This is a genomic window from Chelativorans alearensis (assembly GCF_010993735.1).
In the GTDB taxonomy this organism is placed as follows: Bacteria; Pseudomonadota; Alphaproteobacteria; order Rhizobiales; family Rhizobiaceae; genus Chelativorans; species Chelativorans alearense.
On sequence record NZ_WQNI01000003.1, the window covers coordinates 316,115 to 334,729 of the forward strand.

Sequence of the window (18,615 nt, forward strand, 5' to 3'; positions counted from 1 at the left end):
CCTCTTCGTTTGTTCAGGCCTTCGCCTTTTTCACCGTCCCGGTACTGCCCATCTCCTCGAACACACCCGCCTTGTAGAGAAGGCCGGCGATGGCGCCGCCGATGAGTGGGGCGACGATGAAGAGCCACAACTGGCCGATCGCCGCGCCGCCGGAAAACAGCGCCGGCCCGATGGAGCGCGCCGGGTTTACCGAGGTTCCGGTGACGGCGATGAGACATATGTGGATCGCCGTCAGCGTCAGGCCGATGACAAGCCCCGCCATGACAGTGCCGTGCTTCTCCGACGTCACGCCGAGGATGACCATGACGAAGACGAACGTCGCCACCGCCTCTGCGATGAATGCGGCGCCGGTGGAATAGTCGCTCCACCCGTTCGCCGCCAGGTTGGCGGGCGCGCCCGCGGCAGAGCCGGAAGCGATGAGCCACAATACGACGGCGCCGATGATGCCGCCGATCACCTGGGCGGCCATGTAGGGCACGACCTCCTTCGCCGGCAGCCGGCCGGCAAGATAGACGCCGAGCGTGACCGCCGGGTTGAGATGCGCGCCCGAGACGGGACCGACCGCATAGGCCATCGCCACCACGGCGATACCGAAGGCCAGCGCGATACCCACGGCGCCGCCCGTCGGGATAAGATCCCCGAAGCCGCCGAGAACGACGCTCGAACAGCCGATGAAGACAAGGCAAAAGGTGCCGAACAGTTCTGCAATATAAGCTTTCATAATGCGAATCACCCCGCAATTGGATTTATCTATCGAGTTTCCTACAACTTGTCATTGAAGGCAAATAACTTATGCGGGTCCTGCAGTGGCTAAGACCCAATGATTACACGCGGCGAAATCCCAAGGAGCGTGGTTTGCGGACCTTCGACCGATGCGATAACACTTCTGCATGCGTGAACCTGATTTCGACTTGGATGGCTGGTGCTTAGATGATGGGGAGGAATACCATCGTGCGGCACCAGACACATTTTGGATTCCTGATCGCGTGGCTAGGGAAGGATTACAGCCGGGCGACTTGGCCAAGCTGATCTTCCGCATCAGCGTCGGTGATCCGGAAGCGCCTGTTGCGGTGGAACGCATGTGGGTGCTTGTTCGCGAGCGTATCCCCGGCGGCTATCTCGGCATCTTGGACAACGATCCAGTCGCCATAGAGGAAAACGAGGAGTTCTGGAGCGGCATCGAATTGCCATTCGCGGCCCATCACGTCGTCAACATCAATGAGCGGAACGAGAACACTATCGCACTCGCGGCTCAAGAGCCCAAGCGTCACTGGCCTAAATCTTGAGGGACGAATATCGATGATTTGACGGCTTCGCCAGTGGCGCTGTCGAACGCATTCATCTCACCACCATCCATTCACACGGGCGAGACCGATGATCAACATTGCGACGGCGAAGCCAATCGGCTCCAACGGGTTTGGCCGCGTATAGACTGGGTCAAGGGCTTCAAGCCTATGTCGATAACCGAATAGATAGCCATAGAGAGTAAGGATGAGCGCAGGTAGTGTGAGTAGAAAGAAATATCCGGCAACCTTGTTGAATGACCATCCCGGCTCTCGAGAGAATTGCCCAAAAACCGCTTCATAGGCAAACGCTGCCCACAAGCAACTGGCAAAGAACGCCATTAACGCCTTCTTCCTCGGCATCTCCTTTCCGTATCGGATGTAGAACCAGAAGAGCCAGATGACCCAAGCTCGGAGCTTTGCATAAAGTGCCATCGGGGTGGCCTACTTGAACACCCCGACGATGGTGGTGCTGAGCCGGGACAGGGCATCGTTGGTTCTCTCAATAGCTCTACCGGCAAGTTCAAGCCCTTTGTCAACGCCTCTGGCAATTGTCGGTGTCCAACTATCGATGTGCTGGTCGAGCTTCTTGTTGACTTCCCAGCTGTCATAAAGTCGTTCGGTCGTAACTGCCATCGCCGTTCCAGCAACTGCGGGCCCGGTTCCAAATGTCACCGGTGCGGTAGGCGAAGCTACTACAGCTCCTCCAAAAGCACCAATTGCTGCCGCCGTGGTGTTATCGATCTGCTTCGCCGCGCCCGTGATGGTCCTGGCGATCTGCATGCCGGTGGTATCGTCCTCTTCGATCGACAGGTAGCCCCCTGCCGCGCCGATGGCCGGGCCGATGGCCCAACCGCCGATCCTGGCGGCCTTGCCGATGCTGGCGGCAAGCTTGTTGTTCTCCAGCGCCTCCGCAATCGCTTTCGAGGAGGCCGCGTCCGGGCCGGCCGGCAGGTTGCTGGTTCTGGCCGCCCGCTCCAGCGCCTCCACCGTGCCGTATTTCTGGTAGGCCTCCATATGGCTGGCCCAGTTGGCGGGATGGCCCGCAGGCGTTTTGCCGATGAGTGCATCGGCCTTGGCCGCATTGGCCGGCAGGTTCCCGGCATTGCCACGCGTCAGAATTCCCGCGGCGTCGGTGCGAATACTCCAGGCCGCCTGCTGGTCGATAGCATTGCCAGCACCGACCGCAAACGCCCCGGTCACCGAGGGCAGGCCGCCCAGCGTTTCGATGGCTTGCCCGACGACGCCCCTTTCCTCGGCCACCGCCTCATCGGCGCGATAGCGGCTCAGCGCCTCAATGCTGTCGATCTCGGCCTGGCGCTGGGTGGCGGCCAGGTTGACCTCGCGTGCGGTACGCGCCCGTTCCGCTATGTGCTGTGCCTCCAGCGCCCGCATGCTGGCCGTCTCCGCCTGGCGGGCGCTTGGCGTCGTCGGCAGGTTCGCCATGATCTGCGAGCGGGTGTAGGCGGCCATGCTGGCCACCTCCGCTTCGCGGGCGCTGGGCTGTCCGTCCGGCGGCGCGACATGGCTATAGTCCTTCGGCGCGTCGCCGGAAAGCGACGCCCTGGCCGCCTCCAGGCTGGCGGCAAAGTCCGCCCGCGCTTGCGCCTCGGATTGCGCCGTCTGGGCGTTGCGATAGGAGGCCATGCTAGTGCGTTCGGCATCGCGATGGCTGGGCATGCCGCTATAGGCCGTGCGAGACGCCGAAGACGGGCTCGCGCTGGGCGAGAACGAGGACCGGCTGGACCTGCTCGTGCTACGGGAGCTGTTATAGGAGGCCATGCTGGCGTCCTCCGCCGAACGATGGCTTGGACTGCTGGCGCTGTAGCTCGATGAAGATCGGGTGCTGGAGGAGCGGCTATAGCTGTCGTAGGAGGCCATGCTGGCGTTTTCGGCAGACCGCGCCGAGGGGGAATAGCTGCTGGTGCTGTAGCTCGATGCGGTACTGGAGGACCCGCTGAAGCTGTTCGAGCCGCTGAAGCTGTTGAAGCCGCCGACCGAGCCTGTGCTGGAACTCCGGCCGGAACTTTCCGACGGCGAGAAGCCGTTCGTGCCTGCCGATCCGGACACCGCGCCGACCATGCTGCACCCTCCGCGTGCGCGCCCCCACGCGCACAACCATCAATGCCGCAAAGGGCGCCCCCCGGTCAAGGCTATTGCGCAAGGAAGCGCCATCACGATCTAAGAGCCGCGGCGGGCGTCCTCGATTGCCTCGCCGAGCGCGGCAAAGTCCGCCTGCCGCGGGTTGGTCTTGCGCCAGGCAAGGCAGACGGTGCGCGAAGGTTCGGGTTCGGTGAAGGGCAGAACGCGCACGCCGGGCAGAAGCTCCGCCGCCTTCCGCGCCATCTCCGGTATCAGCGTCACCCCGAGGCCGTGCGAGACCATGTAGAGAAGGGTGGCGAGGCTCGTGGCGCCGAAGCTTGCCATGGTGACGGGCTTGACCATGCCGCAGACGGCAAGCGCCTGGGCACGCATGCAGTGCCCGTCTTCCAGAAGCATCAGCCGCTCCAGCGCCATGCTTTCCTGGGCCACCGGCGGAGCGATGCGCTCGGCCTCCTCCTCCGGCACGGCAAGGAAGAAGCGGTCCTCGAAAAGTGCCGTGCTCTGAAGCCGCGGCTCGTCCAGCGGCTCCGCGGCGATCGCGGCGTCGAGGCGCCCGTTGCTGGTCTCCTCCAGCAGCGTGGCGGTGACGGCCTCGCGCACCTCCAGCCGTAGCGCCGGAAAACGCCTTTTGAGGAGAGGGAGCAGCTGCGGCAGCAGATAGGGCGCCACCGTCGGGATGACGCCCAGCCGGAAGCGGCCGTCGAGGACATCGCGTCCCCGGCGCGCCACGCTCTCCAGGTCCTCGACCTCGGCCAGGATGCGGGCGATGCGCGGGCGCAGCGCCTGTGCCTCCGCCGTCAGCCGCACGCCGCCGCCGCGCTCGAACAGCTTGTAGCCAAGCTGCGCCTCCATCTCGGCGATCTGCGCGGAAAGGGCCGGCTGGGTGACGCCGGCCGTCTCGGCCGCGCGCCCGAAATGCAGCTGCTCTGCCAGCCGCTCGAAATACTGCATCTGACGAAGGGTTACCCGTAGCATAAGAGAAACCTATCATGCAGGGCATAAATGGCAATCAGAGATTATGGTAATGTACGGCCGCGCGCCCTCGCGAATCTAAACCTTGCCTCCCGCGCCCACAGGCCCTAGCAACACTGCGAGACGGGTAAACCGAAAAGGCAATGATCATGCGCCTCGGCGGCAGGCTGGCGGCAGCCATCGACATTCTCCAGGACATCGAAAAACGTCATCGCCCCGCCGCGGATGCCATGCGGGACTGGGGCCTGTCGCACCGCTTCGCCGGCGCCGGCGACCGCGCGGCCATCGGCAACTTCGTCTATGACGGGCTGCGCCGCCGCCGCGCCGCAAGCTGGATTTTCGATGCCGACACGCCGCGTTCCCTCGTCTTCGGCGGCTACCTCCTGGAAAACGGGGCCGGGCCGGAAGCCCTCGACGGCGCCTTCACCGAGGACCGTTTCGCCCCGCCGCCGCTCGACGAGGCGGAGCTTGCCGCCCTTCGCGCGCGCCTCGGAAAACCCCTTCCCGACGCCGCGCGCGCCAATGTGCCGGAGTGGTGCGCGCCGCTGGCCGCACGTGCCTTCGGCGAGGCATGGGTGGAGGAGTGCGCCGCTCTCGCCGGCCGGCCGCCGCTCGATATGCGCGCCAACACGCTGAAGGGGGAGAGGCGGAAGGTCCTCGCCGCCCTTGCCCGGGCAGGCGCCAAGGCCTCCCGCATCGCCACCAACGGCATGCGCGTCCCCCCCGTCGAAGGCGACGGGCGGCACCCCAACGTGCAGGCCGAGCCGGCCTTCCGCAAGGGCTGGTTCGAGGTGCAGGACGAGGGCTCGCAAATCGTTGCCGAGCTTGCCGGAGCGGCCCCCGGCCGCCAGGTGCTCGACTTCTGCGCCGGCGCCGGCGGCAAGACGCTGGCGATGGCGGCGATGATGGAAAATCGCGGCCAGATCCACGCCTACGATGCGGACCGGCAGCGCCTCGCACCGATCTTCGACCGCCTGAGGCGGGCAGGCTGCCACAACGTCCAGGTGATCGCCGAGGACGCGGCGCTTGCCCGGCTCGAAGGGCAGATGGATCTCGTGATCGTCGACGCTCCCTGCACCGGCTCCGGCACCTGGCGCCGCCGGCCGGACGCGAAATGGCGCCTGACGCCGCAGCAGCTCGATGCGCGCCGGATGGAGCAGGCGGCGATCCTCGATACGGCGAGCCGTTATGTGAAGCCGGGCGGGCGGCTCGTCTACATCACCTGCTCCATTTTCCGGGAGGAGAACGCCGACCAGGTGCGCGCCTTCCTCGACCGCGCGCCCGCCTTCCACGCCCTCGACCATCGCGCCGTCTGGCAAGAGCGCTTTCCCGCCCACCCGCAGGCCGCGCACATCGAAGAGAATGACGGCATCACGCTCACGCCGGCAGCCACCGGCACCGACGGCTTCTACTTCGCCGCCCTCGAGCGCCGGTAGCAGCCCCGGCTATCGCATATGAACTTTATTAGGCTTCGCCGGGACCCCCACCCCTAACCCCTCCTCCCAAGGGGGAGGGGGACGATGGCGTGCTCGGCCGCACCTCCCTCCCCCTTGAGGGGAGGGATTGAGGGTGGGGGTCCGGCGAAGCCGAACAAGGACTCCACCCATATGTGGCACCCCCTGCATTGCCCATCACCGCCCGCTTTGCCATAAACATGCCGGCCCACGAGGAAGAAGAAGATGGCGGAACGACGGTTTGCCGAGGGGGATTTCGAGGCGCGGGTGCGCGCCAGCTTCGCCCGCCAGAAGGCGATGGAGACCATCGGAGCGAAGCTCACCGTGGTCACGCCCGGCGTCGTCGAGATCGAGATGCCCCATGCGGAGCGCTTCACCCAGCAGCACGGTTTCCTGCATGCCGGCGTCATCTCCATGGCGCTCGATTCGGCCTGCGGCTACGCGGCCTATTCGCTGATGCCGGCCGATGCCGGCGTCTTGACCATCGAGTTCAAGGTCAACCTTCTGGCGCCGGGCAGGGGAGAGCGCTTCCTCTTCCGCGGCACGGTCACCAAGCCCGGCCGCACCATCATCGTCGCCGACGGCCAGGCCTATGCCTACGACGGAGAAGCCAAGCTGATCGCCACCATGACCGGCACCATGATGAGCGTGGTCGGCCGGCGGGGCATCGAGGGCTGAGAGCCCGTGCGCCGGACGGGGCTCCCGCGGATGGAAGCAGCGCTGGAGAGGAAGGGTGCCTTTCGCCACGGCCGGCGTTTCCTCTCCCCCATTTCGGGCAGGGCAATTGTATATGAGTCACTCTTGCCGGCTTCGCCGGGACCCCCACCCCCACCCCTCCCCACAAGGGGGAGGGGGATTCTGAGGCGTCGGCGCCCCCCTCCCCCTTGAGGGGAGGGGTGAGGGGTGGGGGTCCGATCAAGGACTCAAAATCCATAGGAAGAGGCAGCCCGCGAAGCGGGACGAGCGGGGGCCGAACCGCCATTTGCGATTGCCTGGCGCGCCGGGCGCCCCGGCGTGAATGTCGGCGTCGATGCGGTCGCTGCCCTGCCATTCGCGCGAGGAGCAAATCCGCCTCACAGGTTCTCCTGCACGATCGCGTCGCTGGGATGGATGCAGACGAGCTCGAGCCGTTCCGCGCCGACATTCTCGAAGCGGTGCGGAACATTGGCGGCCGCGACGACGATGTCTCCCGGATAGCCCCGTGTCTTGTCGTCGCCCACGGTGAACTCGGCCTCGCCTTTCCTGACCACCCAGGTCTCCGAATAGGGATGGACATGCAAGCCCGATCCCCGGCCAGGCTCGGCATCGACCAGGAAGAAAGACACCGGCCCGCCAAGGTCGCGCCCCTCGAAGCGAACCGTGCGGCTCTGGCCGGGCTGTGGCTCCCGGTGACGAAGGATCCTGAACATGCCGTGTACCTCCTTCTCGCGCTGTCGCGGGTCAAAATTATCTTCTCGGGAAGATATATCCATGGGAATTGTCTTCCTGTCAAGATAATATTTCTTCCTGTCGAGATATCTTGCTGGCAGTCCCGCAAAGTGTATGCTTTGCCTGCGGCAACTGGAGCAATTCCAGGAAAAGTGGAAACCGGTTTTCCGTCCGGAATTGCGACAAGACAAGGAGTTGGACCAGTTCATCGATTCCGTGAAACGATGAACTGGTCTAAGGCAGGGTGATGGACGAAACCGAAGGAAACGAAGATTGGGCGGAGGATCACGTCGACCGGCTGCGCTGGCAGTGGGCGCGGGAATTGCCCGATCTCGACACCGAGCCGATGGCGATCCTGGGGAGGGCCTTCCGGCTGTCGAACCTCGTGCGCCCCAGCATCGAGGCAACCTTCGCCGGTTTCGGTCTCGACCGTGGCGAATTCGACGTGATCGCAACCTTGCGCCGTTCCGGCCCGCCCTACCGGCTGACGCCGACGCAGATGTATTCCTCCCTCATGATCTCCTCGGGCGGCCTTACCCACAGGCTCGACCGGCTGGAGAAGGCGGGGCTGATCCGGCGCGAAAAATCGCCGCACGACGGGCGCAGCGTCCAGGTGGCCTTGACCGAGGCCGGCGTGGCACGCGCCGAAGAAGCCTTCCGCACGGACATGGCGAACGAAACCCCGTTTCTGCAGGCTCTGGACGCGAAAGAGCGCGAGGCGCTCGCGGGCCTGCTGCGAAAGCTGATTGTCGGGATCGAGAATGACCTGGCGCAAAGCGGAGCGCCGGGCCCAGGCTGAAGGGAGATTGGAGCCAGCGCGAATTCCCTCCGCAGCCGCGCTATTTCGGCAGGCTTTCCGAATTTCCAAAGACGATACGCTTCAATTCCGCCCGGCGCTCCCCGTCTGCCTCGACATAGGCGATCCTCCCCGGCGCATAGCGGTCGAGCATCCAGCGGGCGCTCGGCCCATCGTGCCAGTCGACCGCATAGCTCTTCGCTTCCATGCGCCATGAGCCCGTATAGGCCGTGCCGTCAGGCAAGAGCATATGGGCGGTGTCTTCGTCTTCGTAATAGATGACGGCCTCCTTGCCGCCGACGGAAAGGACGTGCGTGGTGCCCACCAGGAGGAGGGCGAGGGCAGTGTTTTCCAGAACGGGCATGTGCTTTAACTCCTGGACGATGAGAACGATCTTGCGTCACGATTGATAGTCAAGATACTTGACTTATAGGTGAGGCGATAAAAATGGTCAAGAGACTTGATGAAAGATCAGCATGGCCGGATCACATCGGCTGGCGCCTTTGGGAGGCGAGCCGCACCTGGCAGCGCGAATTCGTTGCCGAAATGCGAAAAGCCGGCCATCCCTGGTTCACCGACGCGCGCGCCACGCTGATGGGGCACATCGCCCGCCGGGGCACGCGCCAGGCCGATCTGATCGAGCGCATGGGCATCACGAAGCAGGCGGTGCAGCAGCTTATTGACGGGCTGGAGGCCGAAGGCGTTCTCGCCCGGATGCCCGATCCCCGGGACCGGCGTGGGCGCATCGTCGTCCACACAGAAAAGGGCCTCTCGGCCCTTCGCGATTCCAACGACGTTAAGAAGAAGATCGAAGAGCGCTATCGGCGCCTGCTCGGTGAGGAACGCTTTAAAGCGCTCAGCGATGCGCTGAAACATTTGCTGCCGGCCACAGAGAAAGATCCAGACAAAACCTCCGCCTAGGCCATCGCATCCGGAGGGGAGGGTTTGAGGGTGGCGGTCTCAATGACATGATACATGTCCCCGCATCTCACTGGACAGGCGTAGTGTAGCGCGCAATTTCAGTTGGCACGGTCGCGCAAGTTTAGTTGGCATCGATTTGATGTGACCATTTGATCCGTTGAAGGCCTCTTCAACACCAATCGCACCAGATTGCGCCCCACCTTCTCCAAGGGTGCGCCAGGCCTTCACCAATCAAGATTGAACCCACGCTGGTTCTGTCGACAAGAATGACGGCGAGCGTTCGGTCAAGCGCCCCGATGCCCGCGTGGCTGCGATGCATTCATCCGCGCATTGGCCCTCGGTTTGGGATGCGTGGAGATCGGCCAAGCGGATTTTCTCATCGGGAGCGGACGCCAGCCGGCTTCAGCCCCACTTGACCATTCCCATCTCGCCAAAGCTAATATTTAAGGTCATCGCAAAAGGGGCAAGGACGGAAACGTGTGCAATCTCTACAACGTCACGACCACACGTAAGGCGATGCGGCAGTTCATCGGGCTGATCCGCGACGCCGAAAAGGCGATCAACTAGTGCCTAGATTTCCAGAACCGCTGTCGGATCACGAGCGGCTGAAACTGGCAAAGTTCAGGACGGCGCGCTTGATCGACCACATTTGCGGGTTGTTTCAGATGCATGAAGCGAACGTCTATGCCGTCTATAGCGGGAGCCTCGCACGTCAGATTCCGCGCTCCTACGCGGGGCATGCCTTCAACCAGTTCCAGGCCAGCATGCACCTCTTCGAGGTCATTCGCCTCACCGCCCTGTGGGACGCCCCGCGAGTTGATCGCGAAAGCATTCCGACCATCATCAAACTGATCGACAAGGCCGAGATCTTCGACGCTGTGATCGACAACACGCGGGCCTATTACCTCAACGACATGCTGATGGCCGATCTCAATCCCGTCGAAGACCCACTACTCATCGAGGCAAAGCAGCACTGGCTGCAATCCTATCGGGGTGAGCGGGCGCAAATGGAGGTTGGCAGGACGGGAGAACGCTTTCGCGCGGCCATCGATGGGTGCACCGCCGTCGTGCGCTCGGAACAGCTCGGGGCGATTCGTTCGTACCGGGATCGCCACATCGCCCACAATCTGGATCTGCCCGATGCCAAGCTCGGCGAACAAGCCGAGGTCCGACGCGCCGCGAAATACGGCGACGAGACCTGGGTGCTCGAAAAGACGGTCGAGATCGCCGACAACCTGCATCTTGCGCTCAACGGTTCGAGCTTCGATTGGGAAGGTTCGCGCGATATTGCCAGGCGCTGCTCGGAACAATTGTGGAGCAACTGCCGGTTCGACATTCCGACGCGCCCGCGCCAACGGTCAGGCGACGGTTGATGAGCGCGGATCGCTCAGCGGCTGCTCTCGCTATGCGGCGCGATCGCGCGCGGAAGAAGCTCGCAAAAATGCTGTCGATGGCCTTTCCAGACGAATTTCTGACAATGATCTGGGCCGGCGCCGCAATCAAGTACGGGCATGTCGACAAGGGGCTTGCACAGTTTCAAATCGCACCACCAGAACTCATCGAAGGCCTGAAGAAGCCGGCGGCATTGAACTTCTGGACACTCGAGACGCTCGTCAACGAGTATCTGACGACGCCAACGCGCCTGAACAGTCAGCGTGTCCACGTCCTCAATTGCAAGGACTTGAACAATCTAGGGGGATTGCATAACAGAATAATGGAACTCGAAAACGCAGACGATAGCATTTTCCTCAGCCAGAACCATGTGCTGTCGGGGATGGCCCGCATCGCGCAGCGCCAGTTCTCCTGGCAGCGCGACAACTGGAACCGAACGTCGCTGTTCAGGTCAACGATGCTGTTTCATTTCCCGGAGGCGGAGGAGCATTTTCGCGCCAAGCACGGGATATCCATGGGCGACTTTTCAAGGGTTGGCCTCCTTGCCTATAGCCACCTCAAGGCATATCCAGCCATCGCTTTGAACGTCGACGCCAAGCCAGTTGGGCTATCCGACGAAACGCGCGATGCCGCATTCACGATCCTGTCGGAAACGGTGCTCTCGGCCCGAAAAGAAGCAACTTCGATGAGGGCGGCACATCCCTATGTGGCGTACAAGCCCAGCAGGTTGCGCGAGAAGCCTTGCCTGATCTCCAAAGACGGGCGGCGCATCTTTGCGCCGATTCCCGAGCTCGTGATGGAGCGCTACACGCGGGGCCTGTACTACGATCTGGTTGATGGTGGCGGACGTTTGAACGACAAGCTCGGCAAGAATTTCGAGAACTATTGCGTCACCCTTTTGCGCGGGAGCCTGGAGCGCATCACTGTCCATCCTGAGACCATTTACAAGAAGGGACAGCAGCGGACGCCCGACATCCGGTTGATGTGCGGCGAAGAGGTGCGCGTGGTCATCGAGTGCAAGGCCAAGAAGGCACCCTTCCTGGCCAAATTCGGGGAGATGGACGCGGTGTTGAAATCCGCCGGTCTAGACGAGCTGGCAAACGGCGTGATGCAGATTTGGCGGTATTTCGCCGATGCGCGGTGCGGTGACATCCAAGATGCTGGGCCCACTCATGAGAATGCGCTGGGGATGGTCCTGACACTGGACAGCTGGGCCGACATGTCGCGCGAGATGCGGGAAGAAATCATGAGGCGCGCGCGGGTGCGGGCCGCCGAAAAACTTCCCCACGCGATCGACGAAGACTTTCGGGCGGTGCTGATCAAGTATGTCGACGACCTAGAGATCGTTCTTGATACCTGCACGGACGATAGTTTTCTGTCCGCACTCGATAAGGGCGCCGCTGACGATCTTGCGGACTGGCACCTTTCCAGCCTGCACGATCAAGTACCAGGCCGCAGCGCAGTGGAAAAACCCTTCCCGTTCCAGGCTGAATGGCCCGAGGTGATGTCGTGGTGGGAGGATTGGCTGAGAGACATTCGCCCCAAATTCGCCAAGCCGGGAAGTCGTGATTCATGACAAATTGCCTAGCAGTCCCGTCCAAGAGAGAATTTCTGCGCCCAAGGTTCCTTCACTCATCCGCCCCCAAAATGGGCAGCCTTGAGAGTTCGCCACGCATATGCCGCAGCCAGGCTGACCACCCCGTTACCGGCAGCCTGGGCGCGGTCCATCCGATCGGCCATCCCATCAGCCAGTCCGAGAAGTTCGGGTTGAAGGTCAGGTCGCCGGCCGAGTATCTCGCCCCAGCGGTCAAACTCAAATGGAGCGGGTGCGAAGAGCGGAAGCTGAAAGCCTTCGGCCTGTCCGCGCAGCTCGTCACGATCAGCCAGATCATCGTCCACAGCTTCGCCGCCTTGCCGATCGCCACCTGGCTGCCCGTCTGGCCGGGATCGTCGCGCAGCTTCATCCCCTCGGCCGACAGCTCCATCTCGATGCGGTTGCAGTAAAGGCTTCTCGTCGGCGTGGGCCACAATGAAGAAGCGCCGGCGGAAGTGCGCCGCGCCGACTTCGTGCGCCGAGAACAGGCCCGCTTTGACGCTATAGCCCAGGTCCTGAAGGTCGCCGACGACCTTGGCGGCGCCCAGATCGAGATGGCCCTCGACATTCTCGAAGAAGCACCATTCCGGCCCGATCTCCGAGACGACGCGGCGGATTTGCGGCCACAGATGCCGCGGGTCGCGCGCGCCGCGCTTGCGGCCGGCATAGGAGAAGGGCTGGCAGGGATATCCGCCAGAGACGAGATGAACCTTGCCGCGCCACGGGCGGCCGTCGAAGGTAGCAAGGTCGTCCCATAAAGGCGCGCGATCCAGGGCCTGGTCTTCCATCCTGGCCACGAGGGCGGCCGCGGCGAAGGCTTCCCGTTCGACGAAACATACAGTTCGATATCCGGGTTCCGCGATATGGAGACCGAGCTCCAGTCCGCCAACGCCGGCGCACAGTGCGATGCCAGCAAGTTCATCGTTTCGGGGGGCAGATAGAGCCACACGAGCTTTCCCTTGTCCGACGCTCCTGGCGTTCGGGTTCGGGCTCGGCGGGCCTCAAATGATTGATCGCGCCGCAGCGGCGGCACTTGATCTCGATTTCGCTCCTATCGTTGTTCGCTCTGAAGAGCAAGGCGCGGCATCTGCCGCATCGGAAATCCTTCATTCGGGCTTAACCGCGTTTCGGCCACCTTCCGCCCGCCCGGCCTTGAGCCGGGCAGCGGGTGCGGCGGTGATCTTCGGTGGCCGTCGGGCGGGCTTGGTTTGGCGATCGACCCGCCGCCGGCGCTTAAACAGCGCCGGCCATCCGTGGTCAGGGCGGCATGGGCGTCATCGTCATTCCTGCGGCACCGTGGGCATGAAGTAGTGGATGGCGATGCGGACGGCGCCGCCGGTGAAGTTGCCGCCGTTCGCCGTCAGGCGGATGGGCGTATCCGCATAGAAGGCCTGCGGGCCGATGACGCCGGCGTTCGTGCCGCCGGCCGAGATCGAGAGCGAACCGCCGAACTTCGACGGCTCACCGGCAATCCCGCAGTCGTAGGAGGTGGCGCCGGTGACCGCCGTCACCGTGCGTGTCGATACGCCGAAGACGATGCCGCGGTTGGGGATGACGATGGAGGAGTCGACGGTGGCGCCGGAAAGACCCGACAGCAGCTCCTCCTCAATGACCATCGAATTGCGGCTGCCGGCGGCGTCTTGCGAGACCACAGTGGAGGGGCCGAGCTGGATCAGCCCCAGCGTGCTGGCGAGCGGCGCCCAGGCGCCGCCGACGTAAATCACCAGGTCCGCCTCGTCGGCTACGAAGGCGCGCCAGCCCGCGCGCGGCACCAGCTTCACCCAGGCGCCGCCGGTATAGACGGCGACGTTGAAGTCCCAGCCCGCCCAGGCGCCGGTGCTGCCCGCGGCCGGAATATAGCGGTCGCCGTCGTCCGGTGCGCCGGGCGCCGCGGTGAGTTGCCGGCTGATGACGGAGAGCTGCACGAGCTGGTCGAGGATGGTGAGCGCCTCGTTGTGGGTAACGTGCTTCTGTGCCTGGCTCGCGGCGATCAGGGGCAATCCCAGGTGGGTGGTGTCAGCCATAGACGGTGATCCTCTCTCCTATGCCGCGGCCAAAGCTCTCCGAGAGCTGGTAGACGATCACGTCGAAGGGTGGCGCGATGCCGTCGGCGGTCTGGTCGGCTTGGGCGTAGGTGGCGGCGGGGGCGGCGACGGCGATGGTGCGCACGACATCTTCGGCGCCGTTCAGCACGTCCACCTCGTAGGCTTCCGTCTCCTCGCCCAGGGGCACCTCGACCTGCGCCCAGCTATCGCCTCCAATGCGGGTGCGGCGCACCCACGTCAGTTCCGCATCGCCGGTGGCTGCCTCGATCGCACCGCGCACATGCACCGGCGAGAGCGGCCGGGCGGCGCGGGCGGCGATCGCCAGCGATTGGGCCTTGTAGGTGTTGTCCGCAACATCGCGGTTGGCCGGGCCGATGCGCCAGTTCAGCACCGTGTCCTTGTCATCCCGTGTCAGGCCGGTTTGCCTGAGTGCCGTGTCCAGCACGACGACGCGGGCGCCGGCGGCGACGGGAGCGCGCATGGCATGCTCGCTCCCCTTCTGGCCGCGCAAGAGGCGTGTCAGCCTGTAGCGGCCGGGCTGCATCAGCTCGGCATCGGCAAATTGGACGATCTCCCATTCGCCGTCCGCATTCTCAACGGCCAGTGCGTTGCTGCCGGCGAAGACGGAAAGCGCATCGGCCGAGGCGAGCTGCCGGCCGGCAATGTCCACCCACAGCTCGTTGCCGTTGTCCCAGCGCGATACGGGGCCGGCATAGAAGTCGAAGGCGAGCCGCCCCATGCCGGCGGGTTCGCTCACCAGCGTGTCGAGGGTGAAGCCGGTTTCCTCCGGCGAGCGGTAGAACGCCACCCCGCCGCGCCAGGGCCTCGCGCGGGCTGCCACATAGGCGCCCCAGGGGCTGTCGTCGTCATTAAGCAGCGGCCCGTCGATGAAGGCGTAGGCGGCGGCGCCCGTGGCAAGGTTGGGCGAGGTTCCGCGCTCGCGCTTCGGCCCGCTTCCCGGCGCGAACATGTCGCTTTCCGACCGACCCGCGCGCATGCGGCGGTATTCGGCGTCGGTCAACTCGGCAATGCGGTAGGTCTCGCCGTCCGCCGCAAAGCGGATCATGTCGCCCGGCTCCAGCGCCTTCATGGAGGGCGGCAGCCCGCAATCGATAGTCTCGCGGCCCCACCATTGGTCGCGCAGGATACGCTCGACGGCGCCCTGCGCCTTCGACGCCGGCATGGTGACGGGCGCCTGCAGGGGCGCGGTGCGGCGCGATGTCGTCGTCTGTCGGATGGCGCGCACGGCACCCGGCTGGTCGTCTGAGACCGGCTCGGAATAGGTCAGGCTCACCTCCGCCGGCAGGTCCGTCTCCTGCATGCGCGTGCGCGTCAGCTCCTCGCCCTCCTCGGGGCGCACGATGTCGTCGAGGGCGAGCGTCGCCCGCGTCGGCAGGCCAAGGCGCGATTCGACGCGGATCACGTCGCCGCTCTCGACGGCCTGGAGGGCGTGGACGGAGGCGAGCGCCTCGATCAACGCGCGCGGCGACATCACCTGCTCGGCCGCCACCGCGTCCACCACGCTGCCGATCGGCCTGACGTCGTAGTCGGAAAAGCCCGCGCGCTCGAAGATGTCGATCACCGTCTCGCGCGCCGGCGCCGCGCCCAGGCGTCCGGAAAGCCAGTGGCCCAGCTCCCAATTGTCGGCATCGCCCCACGTGCGCCCGTCCTGCGGGAAGCTCGGCGCCGGCCGCGCGTCCCACGACCACAGGAAAAGCCGGTTCGTTTCGATCATGCGGCCGGCGTAAACGCCGCTTGAAGGGTTGTTGGAGAGGTCTTCCCAATAGGTGATGACGGCCTCCAGGAAGGCGCGCTGGATGGCATCGTCGCGCACGCCGGAGGAGAAATACGGGACCGCGCTCTCGCTCGATTTCGGGTCGGCGAAAACGTTGGGCTGGTTGGCGCCCTTGTCGACGGCCGGGCACCCCAATTCGGTGAACCAGATCGGCTTTCCCTCGGGCACGAAGGCCGTTGCCGCGGGATCGCGCACGCCGTCCGGCCGGTTGTGGTGCGCACCGCTCCACCAGCTCTTCATGTCCTTCTGGCGAAAGGCCCACGGCTCCCCATAGGCGCCGTCCGTGATCGCCGTCCGGGCCTGCGCGTCCCGATCGGCGTCGGAGGCATAATACCAGTCGAAATATTCCCCGCCCTCGATGTTGCCTCTCAGATAGTCCTGGTCGTAGGTGGTGGTCGGCCCGTCCGGGTCGTAGTCGGCGTGCTCGGTGCCGTCGCGCCAGTCGGCGATCGGCAGGTAGTTGTCGATGCCGATGAAGTCGATCTCCGGGTCCGCCCAAAGTGGGTCGAGATGGAAGAACACATCGCCCGAGCCATCGGCCGGCCGATGGCTGTGATACTCGCTCCAGTCGGCCGCATAGCCGATCTTCGTCGCCCCGCCGACGATCGCGCGCACGTCTCCGGCCAGCGCCTGAAGATGGGCGACGAAGGGATAGGTCGACGCCGTGTCGCGCACGGTGGTGAGCCCCACCATCTCCGAGCCGACGACGAAGCCGTCGACACCGCCGGCGCCTGCGCAAAGCTGCGCATAGTGCAGGACAAAATTGCGGTAGCCCCATGTGCCGTTGAAGAAATCGTCCACCTGGCCGCCAGCGGAAGCCGTCTTGTCGGGCGTGCCAGTGAAGCCGGGTGCGGGCGAACAGGTGATGCGACCGCGCCAGGGATAGGCCGGCTGGCCCACGGTGCCGGCATTGTTCGAATAGGGGTCGGGCAGCGTGTTGCCTTGTTCGATGTCCATCATCACGAAGGGATAGAAGATCACGGCAAAGCCGCGGTCCTTCAGGTCCTTTATGGCGGCGATGACGCTGGCATCGTTCGGGGTGCCGCCGAAGGCTGGTGCGCCGTCGACCTGGCTCATCACGTCGACCTCGGCCCGCGTCAGGCCCGCCACCTCCCAGTCGAAGGGTTCTGAACCCTTGAGCGTGACGCGGTCGGCGCTCTCCACCTTCGGCTTGATCTCGCAGGCGGCGCAGCGCAAGTCGTTGCCGAACCAGGCGACGACGAAGAGGACGGCCTGGCAGGCCGGCGCCAGAGCTTCCAGCGTGTCGAGCGAATCGTGCCAGTCGGACGGCCCGGTGAGCGCGTGGCGGTTCTCGCTTTCGGTGTCGCCTTCACCCACCTCCCGCACCACGGCCTCCGGCTCGTAGCCGAACTCGGTTGCGCCCGGAATCAGGCAGACGCCTTTGACCAGCGGCTCCAGGTCGCCCACCGAACGAAATACCTCGACGGTGATCTGCGGGATGCGCCGTCCGTACTCGTTCAAGGGCAGCCGCTCGAAGACGACGTAGGCGAGCCCGCGATAGGCCGGCGCGTTGCCGGCGCCCTCCTTGGCCTCGATCAGCGAGTCGGGCATCTGCTCCTCGTCGCCCAGATACTTCCGCACGGTGATCTCGGTCTGGTCGACCTCCTTGCCGTCGGCCCAAATGCGGCCAATGCGCGAGACCTTCCCCTCACACAGGCCCACCGCAAGATTGGCGTAGTAGAGATAGGTCGTGGTGGTGACGGAGACCTTGCCGCCGCCCTTGCCGCCCGATGTCTGGGTCTCCTTGGAAATCTCCTCCTCGAAGCGCGTGGCCCAAATGATCTGGCCGCCCAGCCGCCGGCGCCCCTGAAGGCGCGTGATCGCGGTCCCCTCGGCGGACGAGGTGATGGTGGCCGTGTTGAGCCTTGCGCCCTTCTGCTCGGCCCTGACGTTCTGGGCGAACAGCGTCTGGTCGATGAAGTAGCCGGCCGCCGACCCGATGGCACCGCCGATGGCGGCACCCGAGATGGTGGCGCCGAACAGGCCGAAGGAGCCGGGGAAGAGCGCGGCGCCGATCGCCTTGCCCGCGACGCCGAGGAGCAGCGAGGCCATCAGGAACCCTCCTGCCTCACGGCCGCACCACCGCCTGCCGGCGGCTGGCCTCCGGCGGGGCGCGCAAAAGTGCGCGACGGCCGGTCGGCCTTGCGGGCTCCGCCCGATGGTGCCTGCCCTTCGGCCGCAGGCCGAGGCAGCGACCGCTGCCCGCCCGACGTTTCGGGCGCCCTGTCGGAGGCCAGCCGCGAAGCGGCGGTGCGGCCGCGAGGCAATTCAAACGGAAAGGCGAAGGCGGCGACGATGCGCCGGCGCCACCAGTCGCCAAGGGCAACCTCGCAGACGGGCGACGCCTCCCATGCGTGGATGAAGCGGCCGTCGCCGGTGAGGATGCCGCAATGCCGGGCGATGCGGCCGCGGCGGACGCGAAATGCCACCACGTCGCCGGCTTGCGCCTGTGCGGGCGGGATTTCGACAAGATGCCGACGGGCAGCCTCCAGCACCGTCTCGGTCCCCGTCACGTCGCCCCAGTCGCCGGTGTAGGGCGGCACCTTTTCCGGTTCGACGCCGCCGATCCCGCGCAGCACGCCACGCACCAGGCCGACACAGTCGCAGCCGGCGCCCTTGGCGCTCGCCTGGCCGTGATAGGCCGTGCCGATCCAGCTCCGTGCCTCGGCGACAATTGTCTTTCTCCACTCGTCTTGCGTCATCGTGCTCCTCCGAACCGGGCGAAGCCCGCCAGGCCGACCGGCCGTCGCGCACTTTTGCGCGCCCCCGCGGAGGGCCAGCCGCGAAAGCGGCGGCGCGGCCCGTGAGCGA

General features: G+C 65.0%; 18 protein-coding genes. 7 read left to right on the forward strand and 11 right to left on the reverse strand.

Annotated elements, in window-relative coordinates; translation table 11 throughout:
* Window positions 1-13: 13 nt before the first annotated feature.
* On the reverse strand, window positions 14-721 hold the full coding sequence (locus tag GPJ75_RS06795; RefSeq protein WP_163266409.1) for an MIP family channel protein: 708 nt from the start codon (window positions 719-721) through the stop codon (window positions 14-16).
* 169 nt (window positions 722-890) lie between these two features.
* Between GPJ75_RS06795 and GPJ75_RS06800 the strand changes: the two genes are divergently transcribed.
* On the forward strand, window positions 891-1,286 hold the full coding sequence (locus GPJ75_RS06800; protein ID WP_163266411.1) for a DUF2314 domain-containing protein: 396 nt from the start codon (window positions 891-893) through the stop codon (window positions 1,284-1,286).
* 57 nt (window positions 1,287-1,343) lie between these two features.
* On the opposite strand, the gene GPJ75_RS06805 is transcribed toward GPJ75_RS06800, so the two are convergent.
* From GPJ75_RS06805 to GPJ75_RS06815, 3 genes are all read right to left on the reverse strand, one after another.
* Complete coding sequence (locus GPJ75_RS06805; RefSeq protein WP_163266413.1) at window positions 1,344-1,718, reverse strand: hypothetical protein; 375 nt, start codon at window positions 1,716-1,718, stop codon at window positions 1,344-1,346.
* 9 nt (window positions 1,719-1,727) lie between these two features.
* Window positions 1,728-3,365, reverse strand: coding sequence for a hypothetical protein (locus GPJ75_RS06810; RefSeq protein WP_163266415.1), 1,638 nt, complete (start codon window positions 3,363-3,365; stop codon window positions 1,728-1,730).
* Between the two features lie 99 nt (window positions 3,366-3,464).
* On the reverse strand, window positions 3,465-4,361 hold the full coding sequence (locus GPJ75_RS06815) for a hydrogen peroxide-inducible genes activator (protein WP_163266417.1): 897 nt from the start codon (window positions 4,359-4,361) through the stop codon (window positions 3,465-3,467).
* A gap of 146 nt (window positions 4,362-4,507) precedes the next feature.
* On the opposite strand from GPJ75_RS06815, the gene GPJ75_RS06820 reads away from it, so the two are divergent.
* Together GPJ75_RS06820 and GPJ75_RS06825 are read left to right on the forward strand one after the other, a co-directional pair.
* Window positions 4,508-5,794, forward strand: coding sequence for an RsmB/NOP family class I SAM-dependent RNA methyltransferase (locus tag GPJ75_RS06820; RefSeq protein WP_163266652.1), 1,287 nt, complete (start codon window positions 4,508-4,510; stop codon window positions 5,792-5,794).
* 243 nt (window positions 5,795-6,037) lie between these two features.
* Window positions 6,038-6,490, forward strand: a complete 453-nt coding sequence (locus tag GPJ75_RS06825; protein ID WP_163266419.1) for a PaaI family thioesterase — start codon at window positions 6,038-6,040, stop codon at window positions 6,488-6,490.
* A gap of 395 nt (window positions 6,491-6,885) precedes the next feature.
* Here GPJ75_RS06825 and GPJ75_RS06830 read toward each other — a convergent pair whose 3' ends face one another.
* Window positions 6,886-7,221: a cupin domain-containing protein gene (locus tag GPJ75_RS06830; RefSeq protein WP_163266421.1), complete on the reverse strand. Its 336-nt coding sequence runs from the start codon at window positions 7,219-7,221 to the stop codon at window positions 6,886-6,888.
* Between the two features lie 266 nt (window positions 7,222-7,487).
* Between GPJ75_RS06830 and GPJ75_RS06835 the strand changes: the two genes are divergently transcribed.
* Entirely contained in the window at window positions 7,488-8,039 is a 552-nt protein-coding gene (locus tag GPJ75_RS06835) for a MarR family winged helix-turn-helix transcriptional regulator (protein WP_163266423.1), read from the forward strand.
* Window positions 8,040-8,079: 40 nt separating this feature from the next.
* Here GPJ75_RS06835 and GPJ75_RS06840 read toward each other — a convergent pair whose 3' ends face one another.
* Window positions 8,080-8,400 (reverse strand): hypothetical protein, encoded by a 321-nt coding sequence (locus GPJ75_RS06840; protein WP_163266425.1) that lies wholly within the window; start codon window positions 8,398-8,400, stop codon window positions 8,080-8,082.
* A gap of 83 nt (window positions 8,401-8,483) precedes the next feature.
* On the opposite strand from GPJ75_RS06840, the gene GPJ75_RS06845 reads away from it, so the two are divergent.
* The 3 genes from GPJ75_RS06845 (at window position 8,484) to GPJ75_RS06855 (ending at window position 11,925) form a co-directional block, all read left to right on the forward strand.
* The gene (locus GPJ75_RS06845) at window positions 8,484-8,957 is read left to right on the forward strand and encodes a MarR family winged helix-turn-helix transcriptional regulator (protein ID WP_163266427.1); all 474 of its coding nucleotides are present in this window, start codon (window positions 8,484-8,486) and stop codon (window positions 8,955-8,957) included.
* A 635-nt stretch (window positions 8,958-9,592) separates the two neighbouring features.
* Window positions 9,593-10,330, forward strand: a complete 738-nt coding sequence (locus GPJ75_RS06850; protein ID WP_163266429.1) for an AbiU2 domain-containing protein — start codon at window positions 9,593-9,595, stop codon at window positions 10,328-10,330.
* Window positions 10,330-11,925 carry a hypothetical protein gene (locus GPJ75_RS06855; RefSeq protein WP_163266431.1) on the forward strand — a complete coding sequence of 532 codons (1,596 nt, stop codon included), beginning with the start codon at window positions 10,330-10,332 and terminating at the stop codon, window positions 11,923-11,925. Before GPJ75_RS06850 ends, GPJ75_RS06855 begins: the two co-directional genes overlap by 1 nt.
* 56 nt (window positions 11,926-11,981) lie before the next feature.
* On the opposite strand, the gene GPJ75_RS06860 is transcribed toward GPJ75_RS06855, so the two are convergent.
* The 5 genes from GPJ75_RS06860 to GPJ75_RS06880 form a co-directional block, all read right to left on the reverse strand.
* Window positions 11,982-12,890 (reverse strand): DNA cytosine methyltransferase, encoded by a 909-nt coding sequence (locus GPJ75_RS06860; RefSeq protein ID WP_163266433.1) that lies wholly within the window; start codon window positions 12,888-12,890, stop codon window positions 11,982-11,984.
* On the reverse strand, window positions 12,862-13,053 hold the full coding sequence (locus GPJ75_RS27725) for a Com family DNA-binding transcriptional regulator (RefSeq protein WP_163266435.1): 192 nt from the start codon (window positions 13,051-13,053) through the stop codon (window positions 12,862-12,864). The genes GPJ75_RS06860 and GPJ75_RS27725 overlap by 29 nt, the downstream gene beginning before the upstream one ends.
* Window positions 13,054-13,223: 170 nt before the next feature.
* Window positions 13,224-13,967 carry a DUF2793 domain-containing protein gene (locus GPJ75_RS06870; RefSeq protein WP_163266437.1) on the reverse strand — a complete coding sequence of 248 codons (744 nt, stop codon included), beginning with the start codon at window positions 13,965-13,967 and terminating at the stop codon, window positions 13,224-13,226.
* The gene (locus GPJ75_RS06875) at window positions 13,960-17,856 is read right to left on the reverse strand and encodes a baseplate multidomain protein megatron (RefSeq protein ID WP_163266439.1); all 3,897 of its coding nucleotides are present in this window, start codon (window positions 17,854-17,856) and stop codon (window positions 13,960-13,962) included. Before GPJ75_RS06875 ends, GPJ75_RS06870 begins: the two co-directional genes overlap by 8 nt.
* Entirely contained in the window at window positions 17,856-18,506 is a 651-nt protein-coding gene (locus GPJ75_RS06880) for an NlpC/P60 family protein (protein ID WP_163266441.1), read from the reverse strand. Before GPJ75_RS06880 ends, GPJ75_RS06875 begins: the two co-directional genes overlap by 1 nt.
* Between the last annotated feature and the right edge of the window lie 109 nt (window positions 18,507-18,615).